The following is a 22858-nucleotide window of genomic DNA, read 5'->3' on the forward strand; positions in this document are numbered from 1 at the left end:
GTCGGGCCGCCGCGCGGGGAGAAGGGGCCCTGGCCGGCCCGCCCCGCGGTCCCGGACGGCCCGCCCCGCCACTCCGGACGGCCCGCCCCGCCGTCCCGGACGGCCCGTCAGCGACTGGTCGGCAGCGGCCGGTCGGCGGAGGCGTTGGCGGAGGCGTCGGCGGGGCGTCGGCGGGCGCGGAGGGCTGCGGCGGCAACGCGGGCGGCCCGGTCCCACCACAGTGGCCCGGCCCGGAACGGGGTGTCAACGCGTCGCCCCCGGCCCGGCCCCGCCGACCGCCGACCCTGCCCGATGGGGCAGCGGGCCCTGCCCCGGAGGGGCTCCGGCGCGAAAGGATTCGACCGCGCCCGGGCCGGTGGAATCCGGCCGGGAATCCCCGGCGGCCCGGCCGCTCGACTTCCCGCCCCGAAGTCCGCCGGAGCGGAACCCGACCCGGCCGAATGCCCTCCGGCCGAATGCTCCCCCGAACGCCCGACCGCCGCCCGGAAGTTCCCGTCGAAATCGATCCGTGATGATCGTTGCGCACCCTGCGCCGAATATCTCGGCGAGATCACGCAATTGCGGGGGAAACGTCCCGCAAGTCGGCGCCCGCCATTGCCTACGCCAGGCAGCCCCGGCCCCGGCCGCGCTCCCCGAGGTCGGCCCGCGCCTCCTCGACGGCGCTCAGCGCGTTCGCCCGCCGGTGCTCCAGACCGACCCGCTCGGCGATCGCCAGCGCCTGCTCGGCCGCCTCCAACGCCCGGGCCGGCCGCCCGGCCGCCCGGCAGGACCCGGCCAGCGCCACCAGCACGCCCGGCATCCGGTCCCAGGAACCGAGCACCCGCAGCGCCCCCACGCACTCCTCGTAGTCCCGGCACGCCTCCTCGAACCGGCCCAGCCCGTGCAGCGCCGTCGCCCGGGCGTACCGCATGTGGACCTGCCCGACGAAGTCACCGAGGCCCTGGAAGGCCGCCAGGCTGCGCTCGGCCCGGCGCAGCGCCGACTCCGGCCGCTCCACGGCCAGGTCGGCCAGCGCCGCCATCCCCTCGACGAAGGCGTGCGCGGACCGGTTGCCCAGCTCGGCGCTCAGCGCGACGGCCTCCTCGCACCAGGCCGCCACCTCCTCGTCACTGCAGTGCGGCAGGCCGGTCAGCGCCAGCACGACCAGCGCGCCGGGCAGCAGCGCCGCCTGCCCCGTCCGCCGGGCCAGCGCCACCACCCGGACCGCCTCGGACCGGGCCTGCCGGGTGCGCTGGAACTCCCGCTGCGCCCACATCAGCGCGTACCGGGCCCGCGCCTCGCTCTCCGGCAGGCCCGCCGCGGCGGCGGCCTCCGCCACCCGCCCGGCCAGGTCGCACAGCTCGGGCACGGCCGTGCCCAGGTCGATCAGCTGGATCAGCACCAGCGTCAGGTCCGCGACCACCGCCAGCGGGCCGCCCGGATCCAGGGCCGCCTGCCCGGCGACCGCCAGCACCGCGGGCACCTCCCGCCGGGCCCAGGCCAGCCCCTCGGCCACCCCGGCGAACTCCACCCCGGCGAACTTCGCCCTGGCGAACTCCGGCCCGGCGCCCCCGGGCCCGGCGTTCCCCGCCTCGCCGTTCCCTGCCCCGGCGTCCCCTGCCCCGGTGTTCCCTGCCCCGGCGCCCCCGGGCCCGGACGGCGCCGCCACCAGGTCCGGGAAGGGGTAGCCCGGCCGGACCACCCGGTACAGGGCCGCCACCGCCGCCAGGTAGTGCCGCAGCAGCCGCTCGACGGCGGCCCGCCCGGCGGCCTCCCCGTCCACCTCCCGGACCAGCTCGCGGGCGAACAGCCGCAGCAGGTCGTGGTACTGGTAGCGGCCCGGGTACGGGCAGGACAGCAGCCCCAGGTCGGTCAGCGCCTCGGCCAGCCGCTCCGCCACCGGCTCCGCCCGCCCCAGCAGCACCGCGGCCGCCGCCGAGGACACCCCCGGGCCGTCCGCCAGCGACAGCAGCCGGAACGCGCGGGCGGTCTCCGGGTCGAGCTGGTCGTAGCTGAGCCGGAAGGACGCGGCGACCGCCAGCTCCCCGGCCTCCAGCTCGGCCAGCCGCCGCCGCTCGGAGGCCAGCCGGTCCACCAGGTGCGACAGCTGCCAGGCGGGGCGGGCCGCCAGCCGGGACGCCGCCGTCCGCACCGCCAGCGGCAGGAACCCGCAGGCCGCCGCCAGCCGCCGGGCCGCCGCCGGCTCGGCCGCCACCCGCCCCGGCCCGGCGATCGCCGCGAGCAGCCGCACCGACTCCTCCGGCGTCAGCGGCTCCAGGCCGACCTGCCGGGTCACCGGCAGCCCCGACAGCCAGGCCCGGCTGGTCACCAGCACCGCGCACGAGCGGCTGCCCGGCAGCAGCGGCCCGACCTGTCGGCTGTCGCGGGCGTCGTCCAGCACGATCAGCACCCGCAGGCCCGCCACCCGGGAGCGGAACAGCGCGGCCCGCTCCGCCGTCCCCTGCGGGAGCGCCGCGTCGGCCACCCCCAGCGCGCCCAGGAAACCGGCCAGCACCTCGCCCGGGTCGGCGGGCAGCGCCCCCGCCCCCCGCAGGTTCACGTACAGCTGCCCGTCCGGGTACTGCCCGCCCACCGCGTGCGCGACGTGCACCGCGAGCGTCGACTTGCCCACCCCGCCCAGGCCCGACAGCGCCACCACCGGCATGGCCGGGCCGTCGGGCGCCAGGTCCGCGCGGAGCGCCGCGGACAGCTCGTCCCGGCCGGTGTAGTCGGAGACGTCGGCGGGCAGTTGGGCGGGCGGGGGCGGCGCGGAGCCCACCGGTTCACCGCCCGCCCCCACCACCGGCGCCGCCCCCGCCACCGGCGCCGTCGGCACCACCAGCACCGGCGGCGCGGCCAGCTTCGGATCGCCCGACAGGATGCCCAGGTGCAGCTCGCGCAGCCGCGGCCCCGGGTCGACCCCCAGCTGCTCCAGCAGCGCGCGGCGGGCGTCCGCGTACACGCCCAGCGCCTCGGCCTGCCGCCCGCCGCGGTACAGCGCCAGCATCAGCAGCTCGCGCATCGGCTCCAGCAGCGGGTACTGGCTGACCCACACGGTCAGCTCGCCGATCACCTCCGCGTGCCGTCCCGTCTCCAACTCGGCCTCCAGCCAGGCCTGGACGGCGTTCAGCCGGCGCTCGACCAGCCGGGCCCGGTGCGCCTGGGCGAGCGGCCCCGGCAGCCCGGCCAGCGGCTCGCCGTGCCACAGCCCGCACGCCTCCCGCAGCAGCCCGAGCGCCCCGGCCGGGTCGCCCAGCGCCCGGGCCCGGCCCGCCGCCGCGACCCGCTCCTCGAACACCTCGGCGTCCACGCAGTCCGCCGGGAGCCGCAGCACGTACCCGCTGCCCGAGGACACCAGCACCCTCGGGTGCGCCCGGTCCGGCTCCAGCGCCCGGTCCGGCTCCAGCACCCGCCGCAGCCGCGACACGTACGTGCGCACGATGGCGGCGGCCCGGGCCGGGGGCTCCTCCCACAGCGCGTCGAGCAGCTCGTCGACGGACACGATCCGGCGGGCCCGCAGCGCCAGCGCGGTCAGCAGCGCCCGCTGCTGCGGCGGGCCGAGCTCCAGTTCCCGCTCCCCGCACCAGGCCTGCACCGGCCCGAGCAGGCACAGGCGGAGCGGTCCCCCGCCGTCCGGTTCCGGGGCCGACGTACCGCGGGGCTCTCCGATTTCCGTCACCGTCAGAAGGTAGCGGTTCGGTCTCGCGGACCGCGGCGCCGGGGCGGGTGCAATTCCGCCGCGGCGGGCCGCCCTTGTCCGCCCGCCCGCCCCGCGCATTCGATTCCGCCGCGCCGCGGACGGTCCTCCCGGCGGGCCGGAAAGGAGAAACTCCCGCGGAACGGGAACCGTTGGTGCAGATGCGCATCCGTCAATCTTTTATTGACCGGCGGCGGATAGCGTGTTCCCCGTCCGCCGAACCTCCGGCAGGACGTGGGGACCTCCCGCGGTGCCGGACCGGCCGCCGGAGGAGGGGCGGCGGCGTCGCGTGCGGACGACGCCGGCCGACCGGTTCTGACGGTGCGCCGCCGCCTGTGGGGGGCGGTGGGCGCACCGCCGAGCGCAACGAAAGGAATCCAGCGCCGTGCTCCAGTACGCCGACGACGTCCGTACGACGACCCGATCGGTCCCGACGCAGACCACCCGGCCGGTCCCGATCCCGGTCGCCGTCCACGCCCCGGACCCGCTCTCCCGGGCCGGAGTGGTGAGCTACCTCCGGCAGTGCCCGGAGATCTCGCTCGTCGACGACCGGCAGCCGACCGGCACCGGCGTGGCCCTGCTGGTCGCCGACACCTTCGACGAGGCCGCCCTGACCACCCTCTCCCGGCTGGTCAGGACCGAACGGACGCGCGTGGTGCTGGTCCTGGACCGGATCCAGGAGCCCGACCTGCTCGACGTCGTCTCCCTCGGCGTCACCACCATCCTGTGGCGCCGCGAGGTCACCGGCGAACGCCTCCGCCAGGCCGTCCGCACCGCCGACCGGGGCCACGGCGACCTCCCGCCCGACCTGCTCGGCAAACTGATCGGCTGCATGGGCCGCCAACGCACCGGCGACGGCCCCGACCACCACCCCGCCGACCACGGCATGCTCCCCCGCGAGGTCGACGTCCTGCGCCTGGTCGCCGACGGCATGGACACCGGCGAGATCGCGGGCAAGCTCCTCTACTCGGAACGGACGATCAAGAACATCATCCACACCGTCACCACCCGCTTCCACCTCCGCAACCGCGCCCACGCCGTGGCCTACGCCCTGCGCGAGGGCTACATCTAGGGGCTGCCACGGCGGGCGGGCGGGCGGGGGCGGGTGCGGCCACGGCCGGGCCTCAGCCCGAGGTTCCCTCCCAGACCGTCACGTCGAGGGTGACGGCGTGCAGGTCCACCCGCTGCACCTTCAGGAAGCCGTAGCGGCCCTGGGCGGTGCGGAAGCACCAGACCGCCCCGTCCGGCAGCGGGACGGTCTGCTGGACCGACAGCGGCTGGAGCAGGGCCGAGCAGACGCTCCGGCCGGGAAGCTCCGGCGGGCCCGACCAACTCGCCGTCACCGCACCGGAGACGAAGTCGAGTTGGCGGAGCCGCACCCGCAGGTCCGCCGCCGGGTCGCTCGACGAGGCGAACCCGCGACCGCCGGACGGCTGCTCGTCCAGGTCCTGGTAGGTGTCGACGTCCAGCCGGACCCCGCCCTCCCAGCGGACCCGTCCCGTGTCGGCGTCCTCCGCTCCGTCCGTCCTCCCGTCCGCGCCCGCGTCCGAGCCCCCGTCAGGCACCGACGCGGGCGGTGCCGAGGCGGGCGGCGGCTCCGGCGCCCCGCCGCTCCCGGTGCAGCCGGTGGCGGCCGCCAGCAGCGCCGCGGCGAGCAGTGCCGTCCGCACCGGGGCGGTGCGCGTGGTCGTCATGTCGTCCCCCTCCTCCTCCGAGCCCGTCCGGGAACGGCGGTTCCCGGACGGGCGGGCTCTCGTGGTGCGTGCGGGTGCGGGTGCGGGTGCGGGTGCGCGGGGCCGTTCACCGGCTCTCGCAGCCGACCGAGAGCGCACCGAGCAAGGTGATCCGGTCGGGTCCCCAGAGGCAGCGCGCCGACCGGGCGGACGTCCCGGTGAGCCGGAACGGCCGACCGTCGCGCTGGACCACCAGGGTGCCGGTCCTGCCGTCCGAGGCCCAGTCGATCTCCAGGTGCCACCGGACGTCGTTGAGCTCGCCGTGGGCCACCACCGAGAACACCTCGGACTCCCCCTTCGAGACCTCGTAGGGGAAGTCGACCGCCTTGCCGTCCTCGTCGACACCCACCGCCCTCGCCTTCGGTGACGGCTCGTCGAGGTCGATGTCGAGGCCCCGGACCTCCTTCGGACCGCCGCAGCCGACGCCGGTCCAGGTGCCGCCCACCGGGGCCTCCCGGCTGTCCACCACCACCCGGACCTGACGCAGCACCACCTGCGTGTCCGAGGTGCCCTGGACCTGGAGGCCGAACTCGTCCCTGGCCGCGGGCACGCCGCCCAGGGCCCCGGCCCAGGCGACCAGCGGTTCCTCCCCCGGGGCCCGCAGCCCGGCGGAGGATTCGGGCACCATCCAGCTCATGGCGCACTCGTCCGACCCGCCGGACCACAGGGCCGCCTTCGGCGCCGTGTCCGGCTTCGAGAGCCAGTTGCCCACCGGGGTGGCGAGGAGCGTCGCCGTCGCGCCGATGACCGCCGCCCCGAACCCGCCCGCCAACAGCCGGACCGTACGGCGGCGCAGCCGGATCAGCCTGCGCCGCCGGGCCAGGCGGCCGCCCCCGGACGGCGGCGGCGCGGCGGACGGCGGGGGCGCTGCCGGTGGCGGCGGTCCTCCCGGTGGTGGTGCTGCCGGTGGTGGCGGCGGACCGCCCTGTCCGGAACCACCCGGTGGCTGACTCATGTCTCCTCCGTCCTCGCCGGGTCGTGCGCTTCGGTGCGGTCCGGCCGCGTCAGCAGACGTCGACCAGCGGGCCGGGGGCGGAGATCAGGGTCACCCTCCGCCCGGCGAGGTGCACCAGGACGCCCGCCTCGCCGTCCGGGGACTCCGTCAGCACCAGTTCGCCGTCCTCGGACCCGACGGCCGGGCTGCCGGGGGCCAGGGCCGTGACCTGCTCCCGGGTGCTGCCCAGCGCGATGCCCTGGACGGTCCGCAGCCGGGCCGGGTCCTGCTCGGTCGCCCCGACGGTCTCCTGCCGGACGTCGAAGGAGCCCGCCGCCGCCGGGTCCCGGCCCGGTACGGTCAGGGTGATCCCGTCCCAGCGCAGCTCGGTCCGGTCCGGCACGCAGATCCCGTCGCCCGCCCGGAACGCGGGTGCGGCCGGGGCGCCGTACAGCGCGGTCAGCGCGGCGATCGCCCCGGTCGGGCTCGCGTCGTACCGGAAGGCGTCCTTGACGGTGCGCTCGTCCGCCATCACCTCCAGGGCCTGCGGCCGCAGCCGGAGCGATCCGGCGGGGGCGGGCGCGGCCGGTGCGGCCGTCCGGCCCGGGTCGAGGACGGCGATGTCGCGCACCGGCGCGTCCAGGGTCGCGAGCCTGCTCCAGCCCTGGAGGTCGGTGCTGGTCCAGACGCCCCGCCCGGCGTCGCCGCCCGACGGGGCCGGGGCGCCCTCCGCCGCACCGGCCGGGCCGGAGGACGGCCCGTCGACCGCGAGCCAGGCGACGCCGTCCCAGGTGAGCCCGGTCGGAACGGTGTCCCGCACCGGGGCCGCGGGCCGCTCCCAGACGATCCCGTCCGCACTGGTCGCAGCCACGGCGCTCGGCGCGGCCGTGCTCCCGGGGCGCGGGTCGCGGCCGCCGACCACGGCGAACCGGTGCCCGTCGTGGGCGAGTCCGGCCGTCCGGCCGAGGCCGAGCAGGGCGTTCGGCACGCTGCCGTCCCGGCCCTCCGGCTGCTCCTCGTCCGGCATCCGGGTCCACGACGCGCCCCGGTCGATGCTGCTCAGCAGGTGCACCCCGCACAGGCTCGCGCCCGCGCAGTCGTGCACCAGCATCAGCCACCGGCCGCCGCCGTACGCCACCGCGAGCGGCCGGTGGCCGTAGCGGCCGCCGTCCGCCCCGTGCCGGGACACCGGCTCCCAGGTCGTGCCGTCGGTGCTCCGGTAGACGACGACCGTGCCGGCGGAGTCCTCCGCGTCCCGGGCCCGGCCGACGGCGAGCCAGGTGCCGTCCGGGCCGTGGGCCACGTCCACCAGCGGGTCGGCGACCGTCACGGGCTCCTGCCACCGACGCCCGTCCGCGCTGCGGAGCACGGTGCCGTGGCCGCTCGGGTCGACGCCCACGGCCACCGCGAGCCCGGCGGAGGCCGCCACCCCGAAGAGGGCGGAACCGCCGGACGCCACCTGCTCCAGGTTCCGGCCGTCGGCCCCGGCCCGGACGCCGCCGGAACGCTCGGCCGGCGAGCCGTCGGCCGCACCCGCCCCGGTGACCACCAGCACCACCCGGCCGACGGCCTTCGCGTCCGGCCCGCCGTCCGTTCCCCCCGGCCCGCCGCCCCCCGACCCCGTACAGGCCGGAACCAGGACGACCGCCAGCACCGCCCCCCACCAGCGACCCGCGAAGGACCTGCCGAACCGGTTCCAGCGCGCCCCCACCGCCCACCCCCAGCCGTACGGGCCGCTCCCCCCGGCGTCCCCACACCGGCAGCCCTTCCGGACGACCATCCCACCCGCGGCCGCCCCGCACGGGGCACAAGGACCCTCCGTCACCCAATCGCAACTCGTCGTGATCGAACGGCTTCCGTCGCGCCCGGCCGACCTCCGGCCCCCGCCGGGCCGCGGACCTCAGCGCGCGGCCAGCACCTCCAGCAGCCTGGTCAGCGACGTCCCCAGCCCCCAGCGCCCGGCCAGCCACTCCAGCGCCTCCGGGTCGCGCGGCCCGCGCGGCAGCTCCGGCTCGAACGCGGGCAGCGGCACGTCCCGGGCGACCCGGACCACCGTCGGCGCCACGTCCAGGTACGGGGCCGCCTCCAGCAGGTTGCGGCGCCGGGCCGGGGTCAGCTTCGACGCCGGGTCGGCCGCCGCGGCCCGGACACCCGCCAAGTCGCCGTACTCCTGGACCAGTTGGGTCGCGGTCTTCTCCCCGATGCCCTTGACCCCCGGCAGCCCGTCGCTGGCGTCCCCGCGCAGGGCGGCCAGGTCGGCGTACGAGGAGCCCGGCACGCCGTACTTCTCGCGCAGCGCCGCGTCGTCCATCACCAGTGCCGACCCGACGCCCTTCGCCGGGTACAGCACCGTCACCGCCCGGGCATCGTCGACGAGTTGGAAGAGGTCCCGGTCGCCGGTGACGATCTGGACCGGGCCGGTGGCGCGGGTGGCCAGCGTGCCGATCACGTCGTCGGCCTCGTAGTCGGGGACGCCGACCCGGGCGATGCCCAGGGCGTCCAGCACCTGCTCGATCACCGGGACCTGCGGGGCCAGCGTGTCCGGGACCTCCTCCTCGCCGTCCTGCGCGGCCTCGGCGACCCGGTGCGTCTTGTACGTCGGGATCAGGTCGACCCGCCACTGCGGGCGCCAGTCGGCGTCCATGCAGGCGACCAGTTGGTCCGGGCCGTGGTCCTGGACCAGGCGGGAGACGAAGTCGAGCAGGCCGCGCACCGCGTTCACCGGCTCGCCCTGCGGGGAACGCAGCGAGTCCGGGACGCCGAAGTAGGCGCGGAAGTAGAGGCTGGCGGTGTCCAGCAGCATCAGGCGGGGTGCGGTCGAGGCGCTCGGTGCGGTCACCCCCCGATCATGCCGCATCCCGCCGACAGCTCCCGGGTGTCGCACCGTCAGTGCGGGTGAGGGCCCGCGCGGTGCACCGGGCCGTGGGTGTCGTCGCAGTGCCCGCGGGCCGCGTCCGCGTCCGCCGCCGCCGCGGCGGCGCTGTCGGGCGCGATCTGCAGCAGCCCGTCCGGGCCGTCCCCGCCGACGTGGTCGACCTGCAGGGTGGTGTGGGTGATCCGGTACTCCTCGCGCAGGCGGCGCTGGAGCTCGCGCTGCACCGCGTGGCAGTCGCCGCCCGGGGTGACCAGGACGTGCGCCGACAGGGCGGGCTCGTTCGAGGTGATCTCCCAGATGTGCAGGTCGTGGACCTCCTCCACCTGCGGCGCCGACACCAGCCGGTCCGCGACCGCGTCCGGGTCGACCCCGGCGGGCGCGGCCTCCAGGAAGATCCGCGCGGAGTCCCGCACCAGCCCCGTCCCGGCCCGCAGCATCAGCGCGACCACCACCAGCGAGGCGATCGCGTCCGCCCGGACGAACCCGGTGAACAGCACCACCGCGCCCGCCACCGCCGTCGCGACGAACGCGTACAGGTCGGTCAGCACGTGCTGGAACGCGCCCTCCACGTTCAGCGAGGACCGGTTCGCCCTCGACAGGCACCAGGTCGCCGCGACGTTCACCACCACGCCCACCAGCGCCGTCACCAGCACCAGCGACCCCTCCACCTCCGGCGGCGAGACCAGCCGGGTCACCGCCTCGTAGCCCAGCCACGCCGACAGCACCAGCAGCGTCACCCCGTTCGCCTGCGCGGAGAGGATCTCGGCCCGCTTCAACCCGTACGTGTAGCCGCCGCGGGCCGGACGCGCCGCCAGCCGCATCGCCACCAGGGCCAGCGCGATCGACGCCGCGTCGGTCAGCATGTGCGCCGCGTCCGAGATCAGGGCCAGCGACTGCGCGGCGAAGCCGACCACCACCTCGCCCGCCATGAACACCAGCAGCAGGAGCAGCGCGCTCCACAGCCACTTGCGGTCCGCGTCCGCCGCCACCGCGTGGCTGTGGCTGTGGCCGCGGCTGTGCTCGTGCCGGTGGTCGTGCCGGTGGTCGTGCTCGTGCTCGTGGTCGTGCCCGGCCATCGGGGTCCCTCCGCTCTGCTGCCCGTACCGGCAGTGAACCCCAGAACGGACGAAGATCCAAAGGCGGCAGTGGTGACCGTTGTCGTTCTCCGTCGCGACATCCGGGTCGGGTAGGGTGCGCCCCGCATCCGCGCGGCTCGCGCGGCGGTTCAGGAGGGGAGCGGACCCGGAATGGCGGAGCAGGCGGGGGAGCGGGTGCCGCTCACGGTGATCGCCCGGGAGTGGGGCCGGATCGGCGTACTCGGCTTCGGCGGCCCGCCCGCGCACATCCTGCTGCTGCGCAGGCTCTGCGTGGAGCGGCGCGGCTGGATCGCCGCGAGCGAGTTCGAGGACGGCATCGCCGCCACCAACCTGCTGCCCGGACCCGCCTCCACCCAGTTGGCGATCTTCACCGCCTGGCGGCTCCGCGGCACCGCCGGGGCGCTGGTCGGCGGCGCGGCGTTCATCCTGCCCGGGCTGGTGCTGATCCTGCTGCTGGCCGCGCTGTTCCTGGCCGGGCACCCGCCGCGCTGGGTGCTGGGCGCCGCCGCGGGCGCGGGCGCCGCGGTCGCCGCCGTCGCGGTGCAGGCCGCCACCACCCTCGTCCCGCCCAGCCTGCGCCGCTCCGGCCCCGGCCCGGCCCGGGTCCGCTGGGCCGCCTACCTGCTGCTGGGCGGGGCCGCCGCGGTCCTCACCGGCCCGTGGCTGGTCCTCGTCCTGCTCGCCACCGGCACCGCCGAGATCGCCTTCCGCCGCCGCGGCCGCGCCGCCCCGGCGGGAACCGGCCGAACCAGCCGTACGGGGGACGACCCGCTCAGCCGACCGGACGAGGGCCCGCCCGCCCCGCCCGCCCAGCGCCCGCTGCTGCCGCTGCTGGCCCCCGGCCTCGCCGCGACCGGCGGGCTCGGCGCGCTCGCCTGGGTCGCCCTCAAGGTCGGGGCGCTGTCGTACGGCGGCGGCTTCGTGATCATCCCGCTGATGCAGCACGACGCCGTCGAGCGCTACCACTGGATGACCGACGGCCAGTTCCTGAACGCCGTCGCGCTCGGCCAGATCACCCCCGGCCCGGTGGTGCAGACCGTCTCGGTGGTCGGCTACGCGGCCGCGGGCGTCCTCGGCGGGCTGCTCGCCGCGGCCGTGGCCTTCGCCCCGTCCTTCCTGTTCGTGCTGTTCGGCGCCGCGCACTTCGACCGGCTGCGCGCCAACGCCTCCGTGCAGGACTTCCTCACCGGCGCCGGACCGGCCGTCATCGGCGCCATCGCCGGGTCCGCCCTCCCGCTGGCCCTCGCCCTCGGCCGGCCCTGGCAGTACGCCGTGCTGGCCCTGGCCGCGCTCTGGCTGCTGGTGCTGCGCCGCGGGGTCGTCCCCTGCCTGCTCGGCGCGGCCGGCCTCGGGGTGCTCGCCGCTGCGGCCGGGCTCGCGCTGCCCTGAGCCCGTTCTCCCCGGGGAGTTCAGAAGCTCGGCAGGACGGCGTCCTCCGGGGTGTTCGGGGCGGTGAGCGGCGCCAGCCGGGCCGCGTTGACCAGGGCGCGGGCGACCCGCAGGTCCTCGCCCTGCTCGGGGTGCCACTGGACGCCGACGGTGAAGCCCGCGCCCTCGATCGCCTCGACCGTGCCGTCCTCGGCGTACGCGCAGGCGACCAGGCCCTCGCCGAGGCGGGCGACCGCCTGGTGGTGGAAGGTCGGGACGACCACCGACGCCTCCGGCAGCAGGTCCGCCAGCAGCGTGCCGGGCACCGGGCGGACCGGGTGCCGCCCGTACTCGCCGGGCGCGCCGACGTGGCGCAGCCCCGCCTCCTCGCCGACCGCGTCCGGCAGGTGCTGGACCAGCGAGCCGCCGCACACCACGTTCAGCAGCTGCATGCCGCGGCAGATGCCCAGCAGCGGCGTCCCGGCGGCGAGCGCGGCACGGATCAGCGCGGCCTCCCACAGGTCGCGCGCGGCCGCGGTGGCCACCGTCAGCGGGTGCGGCAGCTCGCCGTACAGGGCCGGGTCGACGTCCTCGCCGCCCGCGACCACCAGGCCGTCCAGCCGGGCCACCACGGCCGCCGCGTGCTCCGGCGCGTCCGGCGGCAGCATCAGGGCGATCCCGCCGGCCTCGCGCACCAGCTCCGGGTAGCGCACGGGGAGCAGTACGGAGCGCATCCGGTCCCACCGGCCCCAGGCCGCGTCGTTGAGGTAGGTGCTGATGCCGATCACGGGGCGAGAGGTCATGGCGCGCATTCTGTCGCACGGCCACTCGGCGCGCCGCGCGACCCACCTCCCTCGAGCGCCCCTTCAGGCGCGTGGAGCACAGCGCGCGCCCCCGGGGCGCTCGGGACCGCTCCAGGGGGCGCGCAAGAGGGGCAATCGTGTGATTCTCACCGGAATCTCATCGCCCGACCCCGGAATGTGCCCCCGCGCTGATTTCCCGCTTATCCGCCGCCCCCTAGGGTCTCTACCGTGAGCGAGCAGCAGATTCCGGCCGGGTGGTACCCGGACCCCGTCGACACCGACAGCGACCCCCGCCCCCAGCGCTGGTGGGACGGCAAGGGCTGGACCGCCGAAACCCGCCCGGCCCCCACGGCGCCGACGGCCCCCACCGACACGGCCCCGACCGGCACGATCCCGACCGGCACGGCCCCTGCGGACGCGCCGCCCGCCGCCGGTGCCGCCGCGCCCGGCCCCGCCGCGCCCGGTGCCGAGGACACGGCCGTCCTCGAGGGCACCGTGCTGGACGCCTCCGGGCAGACCGTCCACTACCCGCCGCTGCCCCCGTACGCCGGGCACTACGGGGCGAAGCCGACCCGCAGCAAGCCGTCGAAGCCGGTGCTGGTCGCCGCGTCGGTCGCCGCCCTGCTCGGCCTCCTGGCCGGCTCCGGCATCACCTACCTGGTGATGGACGGCAACCGCAGCGAGACCAAGTCTGCCGCCGGCCCCAGCAACGACGGTCGCCGCTCCGGCGGCGGCTTCGGCAGCGGCGGCCTCGGCGAAGGCGGCAGCGGGGGCAGCGGGGGCAACACCAACCCCGGCGACCCGTTCGGCTTCGGCAACGGCGGCATCGGCGGCGGCAACGGTAACGGCAGCGGGGGCACCGGCGGCGGCAGCGGGAAGAGCAGCGCCATCGCCGTCGACACGGTCAACGGCATCTCGCTGCCCGTCCCGAGCGGCTGGGAGGGCGGCACCACCAACGACGGCTACGCCGGCCTCACCGTCGGCGACTACACCTGCGCCGACGGCAAGGACAACTGCTCGCTCGGCGGCGTGTTCACCACCCAGATCGCGGGCACCGACGCCAAGCAGGCCGCGCAGAACGACATCGCCGACGCCGCCAAGGCCGCCTACGGCAAGCTCAACAGCCACAAGGAACTGAAGAACGAGGCCGTCACGGTGGCCGGCCGCTCCGGCTACCTGGTCCGCTGGCAGGTCGACGCCGAGCAGGGCAACCCGGGCTACGTCCAGACGGTGGTCTTCCCGACCGCCGACGGCAAGGCGCTGACCGCCGTCCACTTCGGCTTCGACATCGCCGACAAGGCACCCGGCCTGAACCAGATGGACACCATCCTGAAGGGCATCGCCAAGGCCGACGCCAGCTCCACCGGCGGCGGCCACGGCACCACCACCTGACCCGCCCGCCCCGACGACCCCCGGCCCGGCACGCCACCCCCCTGGGATGGGAGGGAACGACGCCCCGGGCCGGGGTCGTTCCCGTTGAACTTCCCTCGTTCGCCGACGCGTTGACCCGTACGGCGCCGTTCTCCGGCGGCCCGGCGCATCGCCGTTCCGGCGGTCCCTCCCCTCCTCAACTTCCTTCGCGCAGCAGCGTGTTGAGTCGTGCCGCCTGCCGGATCAGGTGATCCCGCTCGGCGGCCGTTCCGGCCTCGTGGGCGGCCCGGGCGTACAGGGCGGCGGCGGTCGGCAGGTCGTCGGCCCGTTCGTGCAGGTACGCGCGGGCGGCGGTGCGGCGGGGGAGCGATTCGTCGAGTGCGGCGAGGGCGGCCAGGCCCGCGCGGGGGCCGTCCGCCTCGCCGACGGCGACGGCCCGGTTGAGGCGGACCACCGGGTTGTCCGTCAGCGCGGCCAGTTCGTCGTACCACTCGACGATCTGCACCCAGTCGGTCTCGGCGGCGGTCGGTGCGTCCGCGTGCAGCGCGGCGATCGCGGCCTGGGCCTGGAACTCGCCGAGCCGGTCGCGGGCCAGCGCCGCCTGCAGGACGGCGACGCCCTCCGCGATGGCGGCGGTGTCCCAGCGGGTGCGGTCCTGCTCGGCGAGCGGTACCAGGCTGCCGTCCGGCGCGGTCCGTCCGGCCCGGCGGGCGTGGTGCAGCAGCATCAGCGCCAGCAGGCCGGACACCTCCGGGTGGTCGGTCCGGGCCGCGAGCTGCCGGGTCAGCCGGATCGCCTCGGCCGCCAGGTCGACGTCCCCCGAGTAGCCCTCGTTGAAGACCAGGTAGAGCACCCGCAGCACCGTCGCCACGTCCCCGGGCCGGTCCAGGCGCACGCCCGAGACGGTCCGCTTGGCCCGGCTGATCCGCTGCGCCATCGTCGCCTCCGGCACCAGGTACGCCGCGGCGATCTGCCGGGTGGTGAGCCCGCCGACCGCGCGCAGCGTCAGCGCCACCGCCGAGGACGGCGTCAGCGACGGGTGCGCGCACAGGAAGTACAGCCGCAACGAGTCGTCGCGGTCCGGCACCGGGCCGGGCCCGGGCTCCTCCTCCACCGCGTCCTCGCGGCGGCGGCGCGCGGTGTCGGCCCGGGCCGCGTCCAGGAAGCGCCGCCACGCGACGGTCACCAGCCAGCCCTTCGGGTCCCGCGGGGGCTCGTCCGGCCAGCGCCGGACGGCCTCCAGCAGGGCCTCCTGCACCGCGTCCTCGGCCGCCGCGAAGTCGGCCCCGCGACGGACCAGGACCGCCAGCACCTCGGGTGTGAGGGCGCGCAGCAGCGCCTCGTCCACCGGCGGAACCGGCCGAACCGACGGGAGCGGCGGAACCGGCGGGAGCGGTGCGGAGGACATCCCGGTCACTCCGTGACGGTCGGCGGCTCGGACATGATCGGGCGCAGCTCCAGCCACTCCCGGATCGGCACCCCGCCCGCGCCCGGCGCCGCCGACAGCTCCGCGGCCAGTTCCAGCGCCCGCTGGTGGCTGTCCACGTCCACGATCATCCACCCGGCGATCAGGTCCTTGGTCTCGGCGAACGGCCCGTCGGTCACCGGCGGCTTCCCCTCCCCGCCGTACTGCACCCACGTCCCCTCGGGCGCGAGCCCCTGGGCGTCCACGAACTCGCCGGTCTGCTCCAGCTTGGCCGCGAAGTCGCGCATGTACTGGATGTGCGCGCCGACCTCCTCGGGCGTCCACCGGTCCATCGGGACGAAGCCCTCCGGGACGGGCGCGCCGCGGTAGTGCTTGAGCATCAGGTACTTGGCCATCGTTCTCGCTCCTCGGTACTGGTGCGGTGCGGCCCATTGTGGCCGCCTCCACCCCTGGGACGGAGCCGCTCACGGGTTCTCGACACGACCGCGGAGAAAATCCTCCGGCAGTTTTCCGGACGGGGCGGCCCCGCTGGAACGGCGGGTCGAGGTTCGTGGCGGGCGCGGCGCCGTCCAGCACCTGGCGGAGGGTGTCGGCCAGGCCGTGCTCGTCGTTCACGTGCCGGAACCGCGGCAGGCCGTCCGGGACGCGGGCGCCGTCGCGGCAGAGCCGGGCGAGCCCGGGGTGGGCACCCGGACGTCCGCCGGTCGGCCCGGGCCGACCCGCAGGGCGTCGCACCGGGCGGCGACGGCCTGCGGGTCGGGGTGCGAGCAGACCCGCCAGGTGGCTCGGCGCCGAGCGGACCACCTCCGGGTCCGTCGAACGCGCCTGCGCCGGGTACTGCCCGGCCGACACCTTCCGCCGAGCCGGAGGGGCTCCCAGGGCACTTCGTCCAGCCGGAAGCCGTCCTTCCGGAAGCTGTCCTTGACCTCCCGCGACAGCCCCGCGCCCGCCACCCGGACGTCCAACTCGGTGCCCTCGCGTTCACGCCCGGGACGCCGCGCCGCGGCCGGGCGGCCGGGCGGCCCGGGCGTCCGGGGTCACAGGAAGGTGTGGCCCTCGCCCCGGTAGGTCGGGACCGTCGCGGTGACCCGGTCGCCCTCGACCAGGTGCAACTGCTCGAAGCGCTCGCACAGTTCACCCGCCTTCGCGTGCCGGAACCACACCCGGTCGCCGATCAGCAGGTCGTCCGCGGCCGAGCCGAGCAGCGGCGTCTGCACCTCGCCCGCACCCTCCTGCGGGTCGTACCGCAGCCCGGCCGGCAGGTACGGGACGGGCGAGCGGTCCGCCCCCGCCGGGCCGGACGCGGCGTAGCCGCCGCCCAGCACCGTCACCACGCCCACCCCCGGGCGCCGCACCACCGGCTGCGCGAACAGCGCCGCCGGACGGCCCCGGAACGCCCGGTAGTTGTCGAACAGCCGCGGCACGAACAGCCCCGAACCGGCCGCCACCTCCGTCACCGCCCGCTCCGCGACCGTCGACTCCACGCTGCCCGTGCCGCCGCCGTTCACGAACTCCAACTCGGCGACCTCGCGCACCCGCCGCACCACCTCGGCCCGCCGCACCGCCAGCTCCGCCCGCGCCTTCGCCTGCATCAGCCGCACCGCCGCCGACCGCAGCGGACGCCCCCGCACCGCGTCCCCGACACCCGCCACGTGGCCCTCGTACGCCATCAGCCCGACCACCTCGAACCCCCGGCGGCCGTTCACCAGTTCCGCGAACCGGCCCAGCTGTTCGGGCGTCCGCAACGGCGAGCGCCGCGCGCCCACCCGCACCCGGCCGCCCAGCAGTTGCAGCGAGGTGTCCAGCTCCAGGCAGACCCGCACCGTCGCCGAACCCTCCCGGGCCGCGTCGATCAGGTCCAACTGCGCTACGTCGTCCACGACCACGCTGACCTGCCGCGCCAGCTCCGGGTCCGCGGTCAGCCGCCCGAACGAGGCCCGGTCCGCCGACGGGTACGCCAGCAGCACGTCCGTGAAACCGGACTCCACCAGCCACAGCGACTCCGCCAGCGTGAAGCTCATCACCCCGGCGAACCCGTCCACCTTCAGCACCCGCTCCAGCAGGGCCCGGGAGCGCACCGACTTCGACGCCACCCGGATCGGCTTCCCGCCCGCCCGCCGCACCAGATCCGCCGCGTTCGCGTCGAACGCCGCCAGGTCCACGACGGCCAACGGTGCATCCAGGTGCGCCGTCGCCCGGTCGTACCGGGCCCGGTCGGAGACGCTTCCGCTGGTCGCAGTGGTTTCAACGAGTGCCATGGGCGCAGACTGCCACATCCCCCTACCGGGCGGTAGATCCATCGGACCCCCAATCCGCCCCCCCGCTCCTCCTCCGGCCCGCTAGCCGGATCGACCCGCCGCGTGCAGGACGCGGAAGTGCTCCGGCTCCGCCGGATTCCGGTCGGCGACCTGTACCGGCGGCCAGGCCCACTGCCACACCCCGCTGCCCGGCACCCGGGCGAACCGCACCGTTCCGCGCGTCCCCGCCACCTCGACGCCCGACCAGTCCGGGGCGTCCCCGCTCCCGTCCGTCCGCAGGGCCGCGGCCAGGGCGGCGACCGCGTCCCAGCCCTCGAAGGCCACGAACGACGGCTCCGCGCCCAGCAGTTCGCGCAGCGCCGCGCCCACCCGGGCGCCGTGCGGGGTGAACTCGGCGGGCAGGTACCGCAGGAACGGCACCCCGGCGCCGTCCGGCCCCAACTGCTCCAGCCAGTCCGGGAGTTCGGGCTGCCCGGCCGGGGCTCCGAGCAGGACGCCGCCGAGCCGCGGGTCGCGCCGGACCGCCCGGACGAGCGGCACCGCGGGCTCCGGGTGGCCGACCAGCAGCAGCAGCGCACCGGCCCCGCTCGCCGCCAGCGCGTCGCACAGCGCCGCGGGGGAGTGGTCGCGCACGTCGAAGCCGACCACCTCCCCGCCGCGCGCCGCGAGGTGCCCGCGCAGGATCTCCGTCCCGGCCGCCCAGTACGCGCCCTGGTCGGCGGCGACCGCGACCCGGCGGTGGCCCGCGCCGAGCAGGAAGTCGGCGTAGACCCGCCAGCAGTACGACTGCGCCGGGGCGATCCGCGCCACCCACCGGGCGGGCGCGTCGACCAGGCCGTCCAGCACCGCCGACGCACAGACGTACGGGAGGGCGAGCGCCTCGGCCCGCGTCGCCACCGCCCGGGCCACCACGCTGTGGTACTCGCCCACCAGCGCGGACACCCCCAGCCCGGCGAGCTCCTCGACCGCCGCCACCGCCCGCGCCGGGTCCGCCGCGGTGTCCCGCACCAGCAGCTCGACCGGACGCCCGCCGATCCCGCCCGCCGCGTTGACGTCCGCGACACCGAGCTCCAGCCCGGCCAGCAACTGCCGCCCCGCCGCCGCCCACCCGGGCCGGCCCAACGGCACCAGCGCCCCGACCCGCACACCCGCCACCGACATCCCGTCAACTCCCCCCGCCCGCACGGCCGTCACGCCCCACCGTACCCGTCCTTCCCGTCCTTCCCGTCACCCCCTCGCCACCCACCGCTCCGACCGCCCAGCGCGCCGCCGATTCCACCGCCGCCACGCCCTGCGCCATCTCCCGCCAGCCGTCGGAGAGCACCGCCACCAGCGTCCCGTCCGCCAGCGCGCCGAAGCTGCCGACCACCCACAGCCCGGTCGCGCTGCGCGGCAGCCACCCGTTCTTCAACCGGGTCGCCCCCGCCGCCGACACCCCCCAGGCCTGCTCCGGCACCACCCGCCCCATCAGCCCGGCCAACCACCGCCGCCCGGGCAACGCCCCGGTCCCGGCCCTGGCCCCGGCCGTGGTCCCGGTCCCGTCCAGCGCTCCGTCCGCCGCGAAGACCTGCCGCAGCAGCCGGACCCGGTCGCCGACGCCGGTCGTGGTCAGCCCCCAGTAGCCGTCCCGCCCGGCGGTGGTCTCCACCAGGCCGAGCGCCCGGTACGCCGCGTCCAGCCCGGGGGCGCCGCCGACCAACCGGTACAGTTCGCTTGCCGCCGAATTGTCGCTGCGGACGACCGCCAGCTCCGCCAACTCCCGCTCCCCAGCCGTCAACCCGCCCCCACCACCACCAGCGCCACCACCACCAGCGCCGCCACGCTGCAGCAGCAGCGCAGCCACCAGGTCGACCTTCACCACGCTGGCGGTCACGAACGACCCGCCGCCGCGCACCGCCGCCGCACCCGTCCCGGGCCGCACGGCCGCCACCGCCAGGCGCCCACCCCGTTCCACCACCGAACCTCCTCCGCTGACCGCCGACCGCCGACCGTCCTCCGGGCCAACCTGGCACACGGCGACGGGGTGGCGGGCGACAACACCCCCCACCCCATTCCCCGCCCGATTCCCCATCCCGTTCCAGCGCGGACGGCGGCGTCAGACGGGCTGGCCCACCGGCCGGACGGTCAGGGTGTTGAGGTCGACGCCCGCGGGCTGGTCGAGGGCGAAGCAGACGGCCTCGGCGACGGGGCGGGGCGGCAGGGCGAAGGGCGGTAAGTCGGCGCCCTGCCAGAAGGGGGTGTCGGTCATGCCGGGGTTGACGAGGGTGACGCCGATGCCGCGGCTCGTGGCGTGCAGGCGCAGGTTCTCGGCGAGTCCGGTGATGGCCCACTTGGTGGCCGAGTAGAGGTTGGCGGGGGAGTTCTTCAGCCCGGCGACGCTGCCGATCAGCACCAGCCGTCCGCCCGCGGCCTCCAGGTGGGGCAGGGCGGCGTGGGCCAGCAGGGCGGGGCCGAGGACGTTGGTGAGCACCATCGCCGCCCACCCCGTCGGATCACCGGCCCCGATGGAGTCACCGGTCATGAACCCGGCGTTGGCCACCGCCGCGTCCAGGGCACCGAAGCGCGCCACGGTGCGGGCCACGGCCGCCTCGGTGGCCGACCAGTCCGCCGCGTCCGCGACCAGGCCCAGCAGCCGGTCGGGGTGGCCGGTCCCGTCGAGGAAGGCCTTCAGCCTGCCCTCGTCGCGGCCGGTGACGGCCACCCGGTGGCCGCGGTCGAGGAGCAACCGCGCGGTGTGGGCACCGATGCCGCTGGTCGCGCCGGTGATCAGTACGGTCTTGCTGCCGGTCATGGTCGAAACTCCTGAAACGTGTGAGCGCGGAAACGCAAAAGCGCGGAAGCGCGAAACGGCAGACGGCGGACGGCAGGCGACCCGCAACGAACGGGGCGCCGTTCGAGCCCGCCGATCCCACGAAACCGTCGCCGTCGGAGCCGGACAAGGTCGCCCTCATCGGGGGGACGGACGCAACCCCCCTCCGCACACCTCCCACACCCCCTTCGCACCCTCTCCGCCCCCGGGCCGTGGGTACCGTGGACGGATGGAACCCCCGCCCGGAGACCGCACCGGCCGTCCGGACGTCGCCGCCGCCAATCGCTCGGACATCCGCGACTTCCTCGTCAGCCGACGCGCCAAGCTCGCCCCCGAGCGGGTCGGCCTGCCCGCCGGTCGACGGCGCCGGGTCCCGGGGCTGCGGCGCGAGGAGGTCGCGGTGCTGGCCGGCGTGAGCACCGAGTGGTACACCCGGCTGGAGAAGGGCCACATCGGCGGCGTCTCCGCGGACGTGCTGGAGGCGGTCTCGCGGGCGCTCCTCCTCGACGAGGACGAGCGCACCTACCTGCTCGACCTGGCCAGGGTGGCCCGCCCCGCCCGCCGCAGGCCGCACCCGCAGCGCCCCCGCGAGGACGCCGCGCTCCCGCCCTCCGTCCAGTGGATGGTGGACGCCATGACCATGGCCCCCGCCTTCGTCCGCACCGGCCGCCTGGACGTCGTCGCCGACAACGCGCTGTGCCGGGCCCTGTACGCACCGATGTTCGACAGCGGCACCACCCGTGACCGGGGGTGCGCCAACCTCCCCCGCTACTTCTTCCTCGACCCGGGCTCCCGCGACTTCTTCGTCGACTGGGAGGAGGGCGCGCGGGCCACGGTCGCCGTGCTCCGCGCCGAAGCCGGACGCGAACCCCACGACCTGGCGCTGCGCGAACTCGTCGGCGAACTGTCCACGCTCAGCAGCGACTTCCGCACCATGTGGGCCAGCCACGACGTCCTGATCCGGCACGAGGGCACCAAGCGGCTGAACCACCCCGGGGTCGGCCGGGTCGAGCTGACCTTCCGCCAACTCAACCTCCCCCTGCCCCTTCCACCATCCCCGTCCTCACCCCCACGGGCCGCCCACGACCTGATCGTCTACGCGGCCGAGCCGGGGTCCCCCTCGGAAGACCGCCTCGGGCTCCTCGCCGGTCGGACGGCACCGCAGGGCCCACCCACCCACCGTCGGCCGTCCCCGGGGTAAACGTGGCATACGCTCACGGGGTGGAGCGCAAGAACATCCCCAACCCCGGTTTCGCCGAGGACGACGGCACCGCCGACCCCGCCCTCGCCGCGGCCCTCACCGCCTGGCAGCAGGACCCGGCCACCGAGCCCGACCTGCTCGCCGCCCTCACGCCCAGCCGGCTGATGGTGCCGATCGTGGCGCTGCTCGGCGAGGTCGAGGTGGACGCCAACGGGCACAAGCACGAGAAGACCAGCGACATGGCCGTGCCCGTGGTGGAGGCCCCGGACGGGCGCCGCGCCCTGCCCGCCTTCACCTCCCTGGCCAGCATGGCCGCCTGGCGCCCGGACGCCCGCCCGGCCCCGACGGTCGCCCCGCAGGCCGCGATGGTCGCCTTCTCCGAGCGCGCCGACACCCTGCTGATCGACCCGGCCGGCCCGGTCACCTACCAGCTGTCCGGCGCCCGCCTGCGCGCCGTCGCGGAGAACCGCCGCTACCTCCCCCCGCACCGCGACCCGGAGGTGCAACAGGCCCTGCGCACCCTGCTCGCCGCCGAACCCGCCGTCACCGCCGCCCACCTCGTCCCGGCCCCGGACGCCGACGCCACCCTGGCCCTCGTCCTCACCGACCCCACCGCCGACCCCGCCACCCTCCAACCCCTCGCCACCCGCCTGGGCCAGGCCCTCGCCACCGACCAGACCCTCCGCCTCCGCCTCGACCGCGGCCTCCAACTCGCCTTCCTGCCCCGCCACCCCGAACAGCAGCCCTTCTACACCCGCGCCTGACCGCTCGCCGTCCGACCGTCCGTCTGTCCGACCGCCCGACCGCTCACCGCCACCGCGCCGACTTCCGGGCTCACGCCACACGTCTTGCGGTTCAGCGGCCGACCGAGCCTGTCCCACAACTCGTTGCTCTGCAGCAGCCGTTGGTGGTCGCCGATCGACAGGTCGTCGAACGACCGGATGCCGCGCCGACCGTCCGGATCGCAGTGGTGGCGGATGTCGGCGAGGTCGAAGTTCCGCGTGATGACCGAGCGCAGGCGCTGGTCCAGCTCGCCGATCAGGAAGAACGGGCCCGCCACGGCGCCGTACTCCGCCGCGACGTCACTGGCGGTCACGATTCCCGCGATCCGCCGCGTCTGGTCCCTGACCACCACGAAGTCGTGTTCGGCGAGCGCGCGCAGGATGTCGACGAGGGAGCGGTCGTACGCGACGTCGTACGCGGGGGCGATCGCTCCGGAGAACGGTGCGTCGGGATCGGCGTGCCGGGTCCGGGCGATCGACTTCCACGGCACCGCGCCCCGCAGGCTCCGGCCGCTGATCACCGGG

19 protein-coding genes are annotated in these 22858 nt (G+C 76.5%); 5 read left to right on the forward strand and 14 right to left on the reverse strand.

From position 1 onward, the window contains the following. Nucleotides 1-598: 598 nt before the first annotated feature. Nucleotides 599-3658, reverse strand: a complete 3060-nt coding sequence (locus OO57_RS46675; protein ID WP_158715027.1) for an AfsR/SARP family transcriptional regulator — start codon at nucleotides 3656-3658, stop codon at nucleotides 599-601. Nucleotides 3659-4061: 403 nt separating this feature from the next. Between OO57_RS46675 and OO57_RS05890 the strand changes: the two genes are divergently transcribed. Then, the gene (locus OO57_RS05890) at nucleotides 4062-4748 is read left to right on the forward strand and encodes a helix-turn-helix transcriptional regulator (protein ID WP_033251193.1); all 687 of its coding nucleotides are present in this window, start codon (nucleotides 4062-4064) and stop codon (nucleotides 4746-4748) included. A 52-nt stretch (nucleotides 4749-4800) separates the two neighbouring features. Here OO57_RS05890 and OO57_RS05895 read toward each other — a convergent pair whose 3' ends face one another. From OO57_RS05895 to OO57_RS05915, 5 genes are all read right to left on the reverse strand, one after another. Next, a complete protein-coding gene (locus OO57_RS05895; protein ID WP_033251194.1) occupies nucleotides 4801-5370 on the reverse strand; it encodes a hypothetical protein in 570 nt (189 codons plus the stop codon). Nucleotides 5371-5476: 106 nt separating this feature from the next. Further along, complete coding sequence (locus OO57_RS39145) at nucleotides 5477-6181, reverse strand: hypothetical protein (protein WP_051776667.1); 705 nt, start codon at nucleotides 6179-6181, stop codon at nucleotides 5477-5479. 232 nt (nucleotides 6182-6413) lie between these two features. Further along, nucleotides 6414-7997 (reverse strand): hypothetical protein, encoded by a 1584-nt coding sequence (locus OO57_RS46680; protein WP_158715028.1) that lies wholly within the window; start codon nucleotides 7995-7997, stop codon nucleotides 6414-6416. 246 nt (nucleotides 7998-8243) lie between these two features. Then, a complete protein-coding gene (locus OO57_RS05910; RefSeq protein WP_033251236.1) occupies nucleotides 8244-9146 on the reverse strand; it encodes a 5'-3' exonuclease in 903 nt (300 codons plus the stop codon). An 83-nt stretch (nucleotides 9147-9229) separates the two neighbouring features. Beyond that, complete coding sequence (locus OO57_RS05915; protein ID WP_033251196.1) at nucleotides 9230-10294, reverse strand: cation diffusion facilitator family transporter; 1065 nt, start codon at nucleotides 10292-10294, stop codon at nucleotides 9230-9232. A 171-nt stretch (nucleotides 10295-10465) separates the two neighbouring features. Here OO57_RS05915 and chrA point away from each other — a divergent pair, with 171 nt between their 5' ends. Beyond that, on the forward strand, nucleotides 10466-11704 hold the full coding sequence (chrA, locus tag OO57_RS05920; protein ID WP_033251197.1) for a chromate efflux transporter: 1239 nt from the start codon (nucleotides 10466-10468) through the stop codon (nucleotides 11702-11704). A 20-nt stretch (nucleotides 11705-11724) separates the two neighbouring features. Here chrA and OO57_RS05925 read toward each other — a convergent pair whose 3' ends face one another. Next, the gene (locus tag OO57_RS05925) at nucleotides 11725-12486 is read right to left on the reverse strand and encodes a gamma-glutamyl-gamma-aminobutyrate hydrolase family protein (protein ID WP_033251237.1); all 762 of its coding nucleotides are present in this window, start codon (nucleotides 12484-12486) and stop codon (nucleotides 11725-11727) included. A gap of 228 nt (nucleotides 12487-12714) precedes the next feature. Between OO57_RS05925 and OO57_RS38340 the strand changes: the two genes are divergently transcribed. Continuing rightward, nucleotides 12715-13878: a DUF2510 domain-containing protein gene (locus OO57_RS38340; RefSeq protein WP_035789635.1), complete on the forward strand. Its 1164-nt coding sequence runs from the start codon at nucleotides 12715-12717 to the stop codon at nucleotides 13876-13878. Nucleotides 13879-14053: 175 nt separating this feature from the next. On the opposite strand, the gene OO57_RS05935 is transcribed toward OO57_RS38340, so the two are convergent. From OO57_RS05935 to OO57_RS05960, 6 genes are all read right to left on the reverse strand, one after another. Next, complete coding sequence (locus tag OO57_RS05935) at nucleotides 14054-15205, reverse strand: RNA polymerase sigma factor (RefSeq protein ID WP_033251198.1); 1152 nt, start codon at nucleotides 15203-15205, stop codon at nucleotides 14054-14056. 65 nt (nucleotides 15206-15270) lie between these two features. Continuing rightward, the gene (locus tag OO57_RS05940; protein ID WP_033251199.1) at nucleotides 15271-15678 is read right to left on the reverse strand and encodes a YciI family protein; all 408 of its coding nucleotides are present in this window, start codon (nucleotides 15676-15678) and stop codon (nucleotides 15271-15273) included. A 642-nt stretch (nucleotides 15679-16320) separates the two neighbouring features. Then, the gene (locus tag OO57_RS05945) at nucleotides 16321-17541 is read right to left on the reverse strand and encodes an alanine racemase (RefSeq protein WP_051776670.1); all 1221 of its coding nucleotides are present in this window, start codon (nucleotides 17539-17541) and stop codon (nucleotides 16321-16323) included. An 81-nt stretch (nucleotides 17542-17622) separates the two neighbouring features. Next, nucleotides 17623-18702 carry an ABC transporter substrate-binding protein gene (locus tag OO57_RS05950; protein ID WP_051776672.1) on the reverse strand — a complete coding sequence of 360 codons (1080 nt, stop codon included), beginning with the start codon at nucleotides 18700-18702 and terminating at the stop codon, nucleotides 17623-17625. 4 nt (nucleotides 18703-18706) lie between these two features. Further along, complete coding sequence (locus OO57_RS05955) at nucleotides 18707-19498, reverse strand: serine hydrolase (RefSeq protein ID WP_063737502.1); 792 nt, start codon at nucleotides 19496-19498, stop codon at nucleotides 18707-18709. 138 nt (nucleotides 19499-19636) lie between these two features. Next, complete coding sequence (locus OO57_RS05960; protein WP_033251201.1) at nucleotides 19637-20332, reverse strand: SDR family oxidoreductase; 696 nt, start codon at nucleotides 20330-20332, stop codon at nucleotides 19637-19639. A 247-nt stretch (nucleotides 20333-20579) separates the two neighbouring features. Here OO57_RS05960 and OO57_RS05965 point away from each other — a divergent pair, with 247 nt between their 5' ends. Beyond that, a complete protein-coding gene (locus OO57_RS05965; RefSeq protein WP_033251202.1) occupies nucleotides 20580-21551 on the forward strand; it encodes a helix-turn-helix transcriptional regulator in 972 nt (323 codons plus the stop codon). A gap of 20 nt (nucleotides 21552-21571) precedes the next feature. After that, entirely contained in the window at nucleotides 21572-22315 is a 744-nt protein-coding gene (locus OO57_RS05970; protein ID WP_033251203.1) for an SseB family protein, read from the forward strand. Here OO57_RS05970 and OO57_RS44570 read toward each other — a convergent pair. Next, on the reverse strand, nucleotides 22300-22854 hold the full coding sequence (locus OO57_RS44570; protein WP_051776674.1) for a hypothetical protein: 555 nt from the start codon (nucleotides 22852-22854) through the stop codon (nucleotides 22300-22302). The genes OO57_RS05970 and OO57_RS44570 overlap by 16 nt on opposite strands. Between the last annotated feature and the right edge of the window lie 4 nt (nucleotides 22855-22858).

Origin of the sequence: Kitasatospora phosalacinea, from assembly GCF_000717185.1 — a bacterium.
Lineage (GTDB): Bacteria > Actinomycetota > Actinomycetes > Streptomycetales > Streptomycetaceae > Kitasatospora > Kitasatospora phosalacinea_A.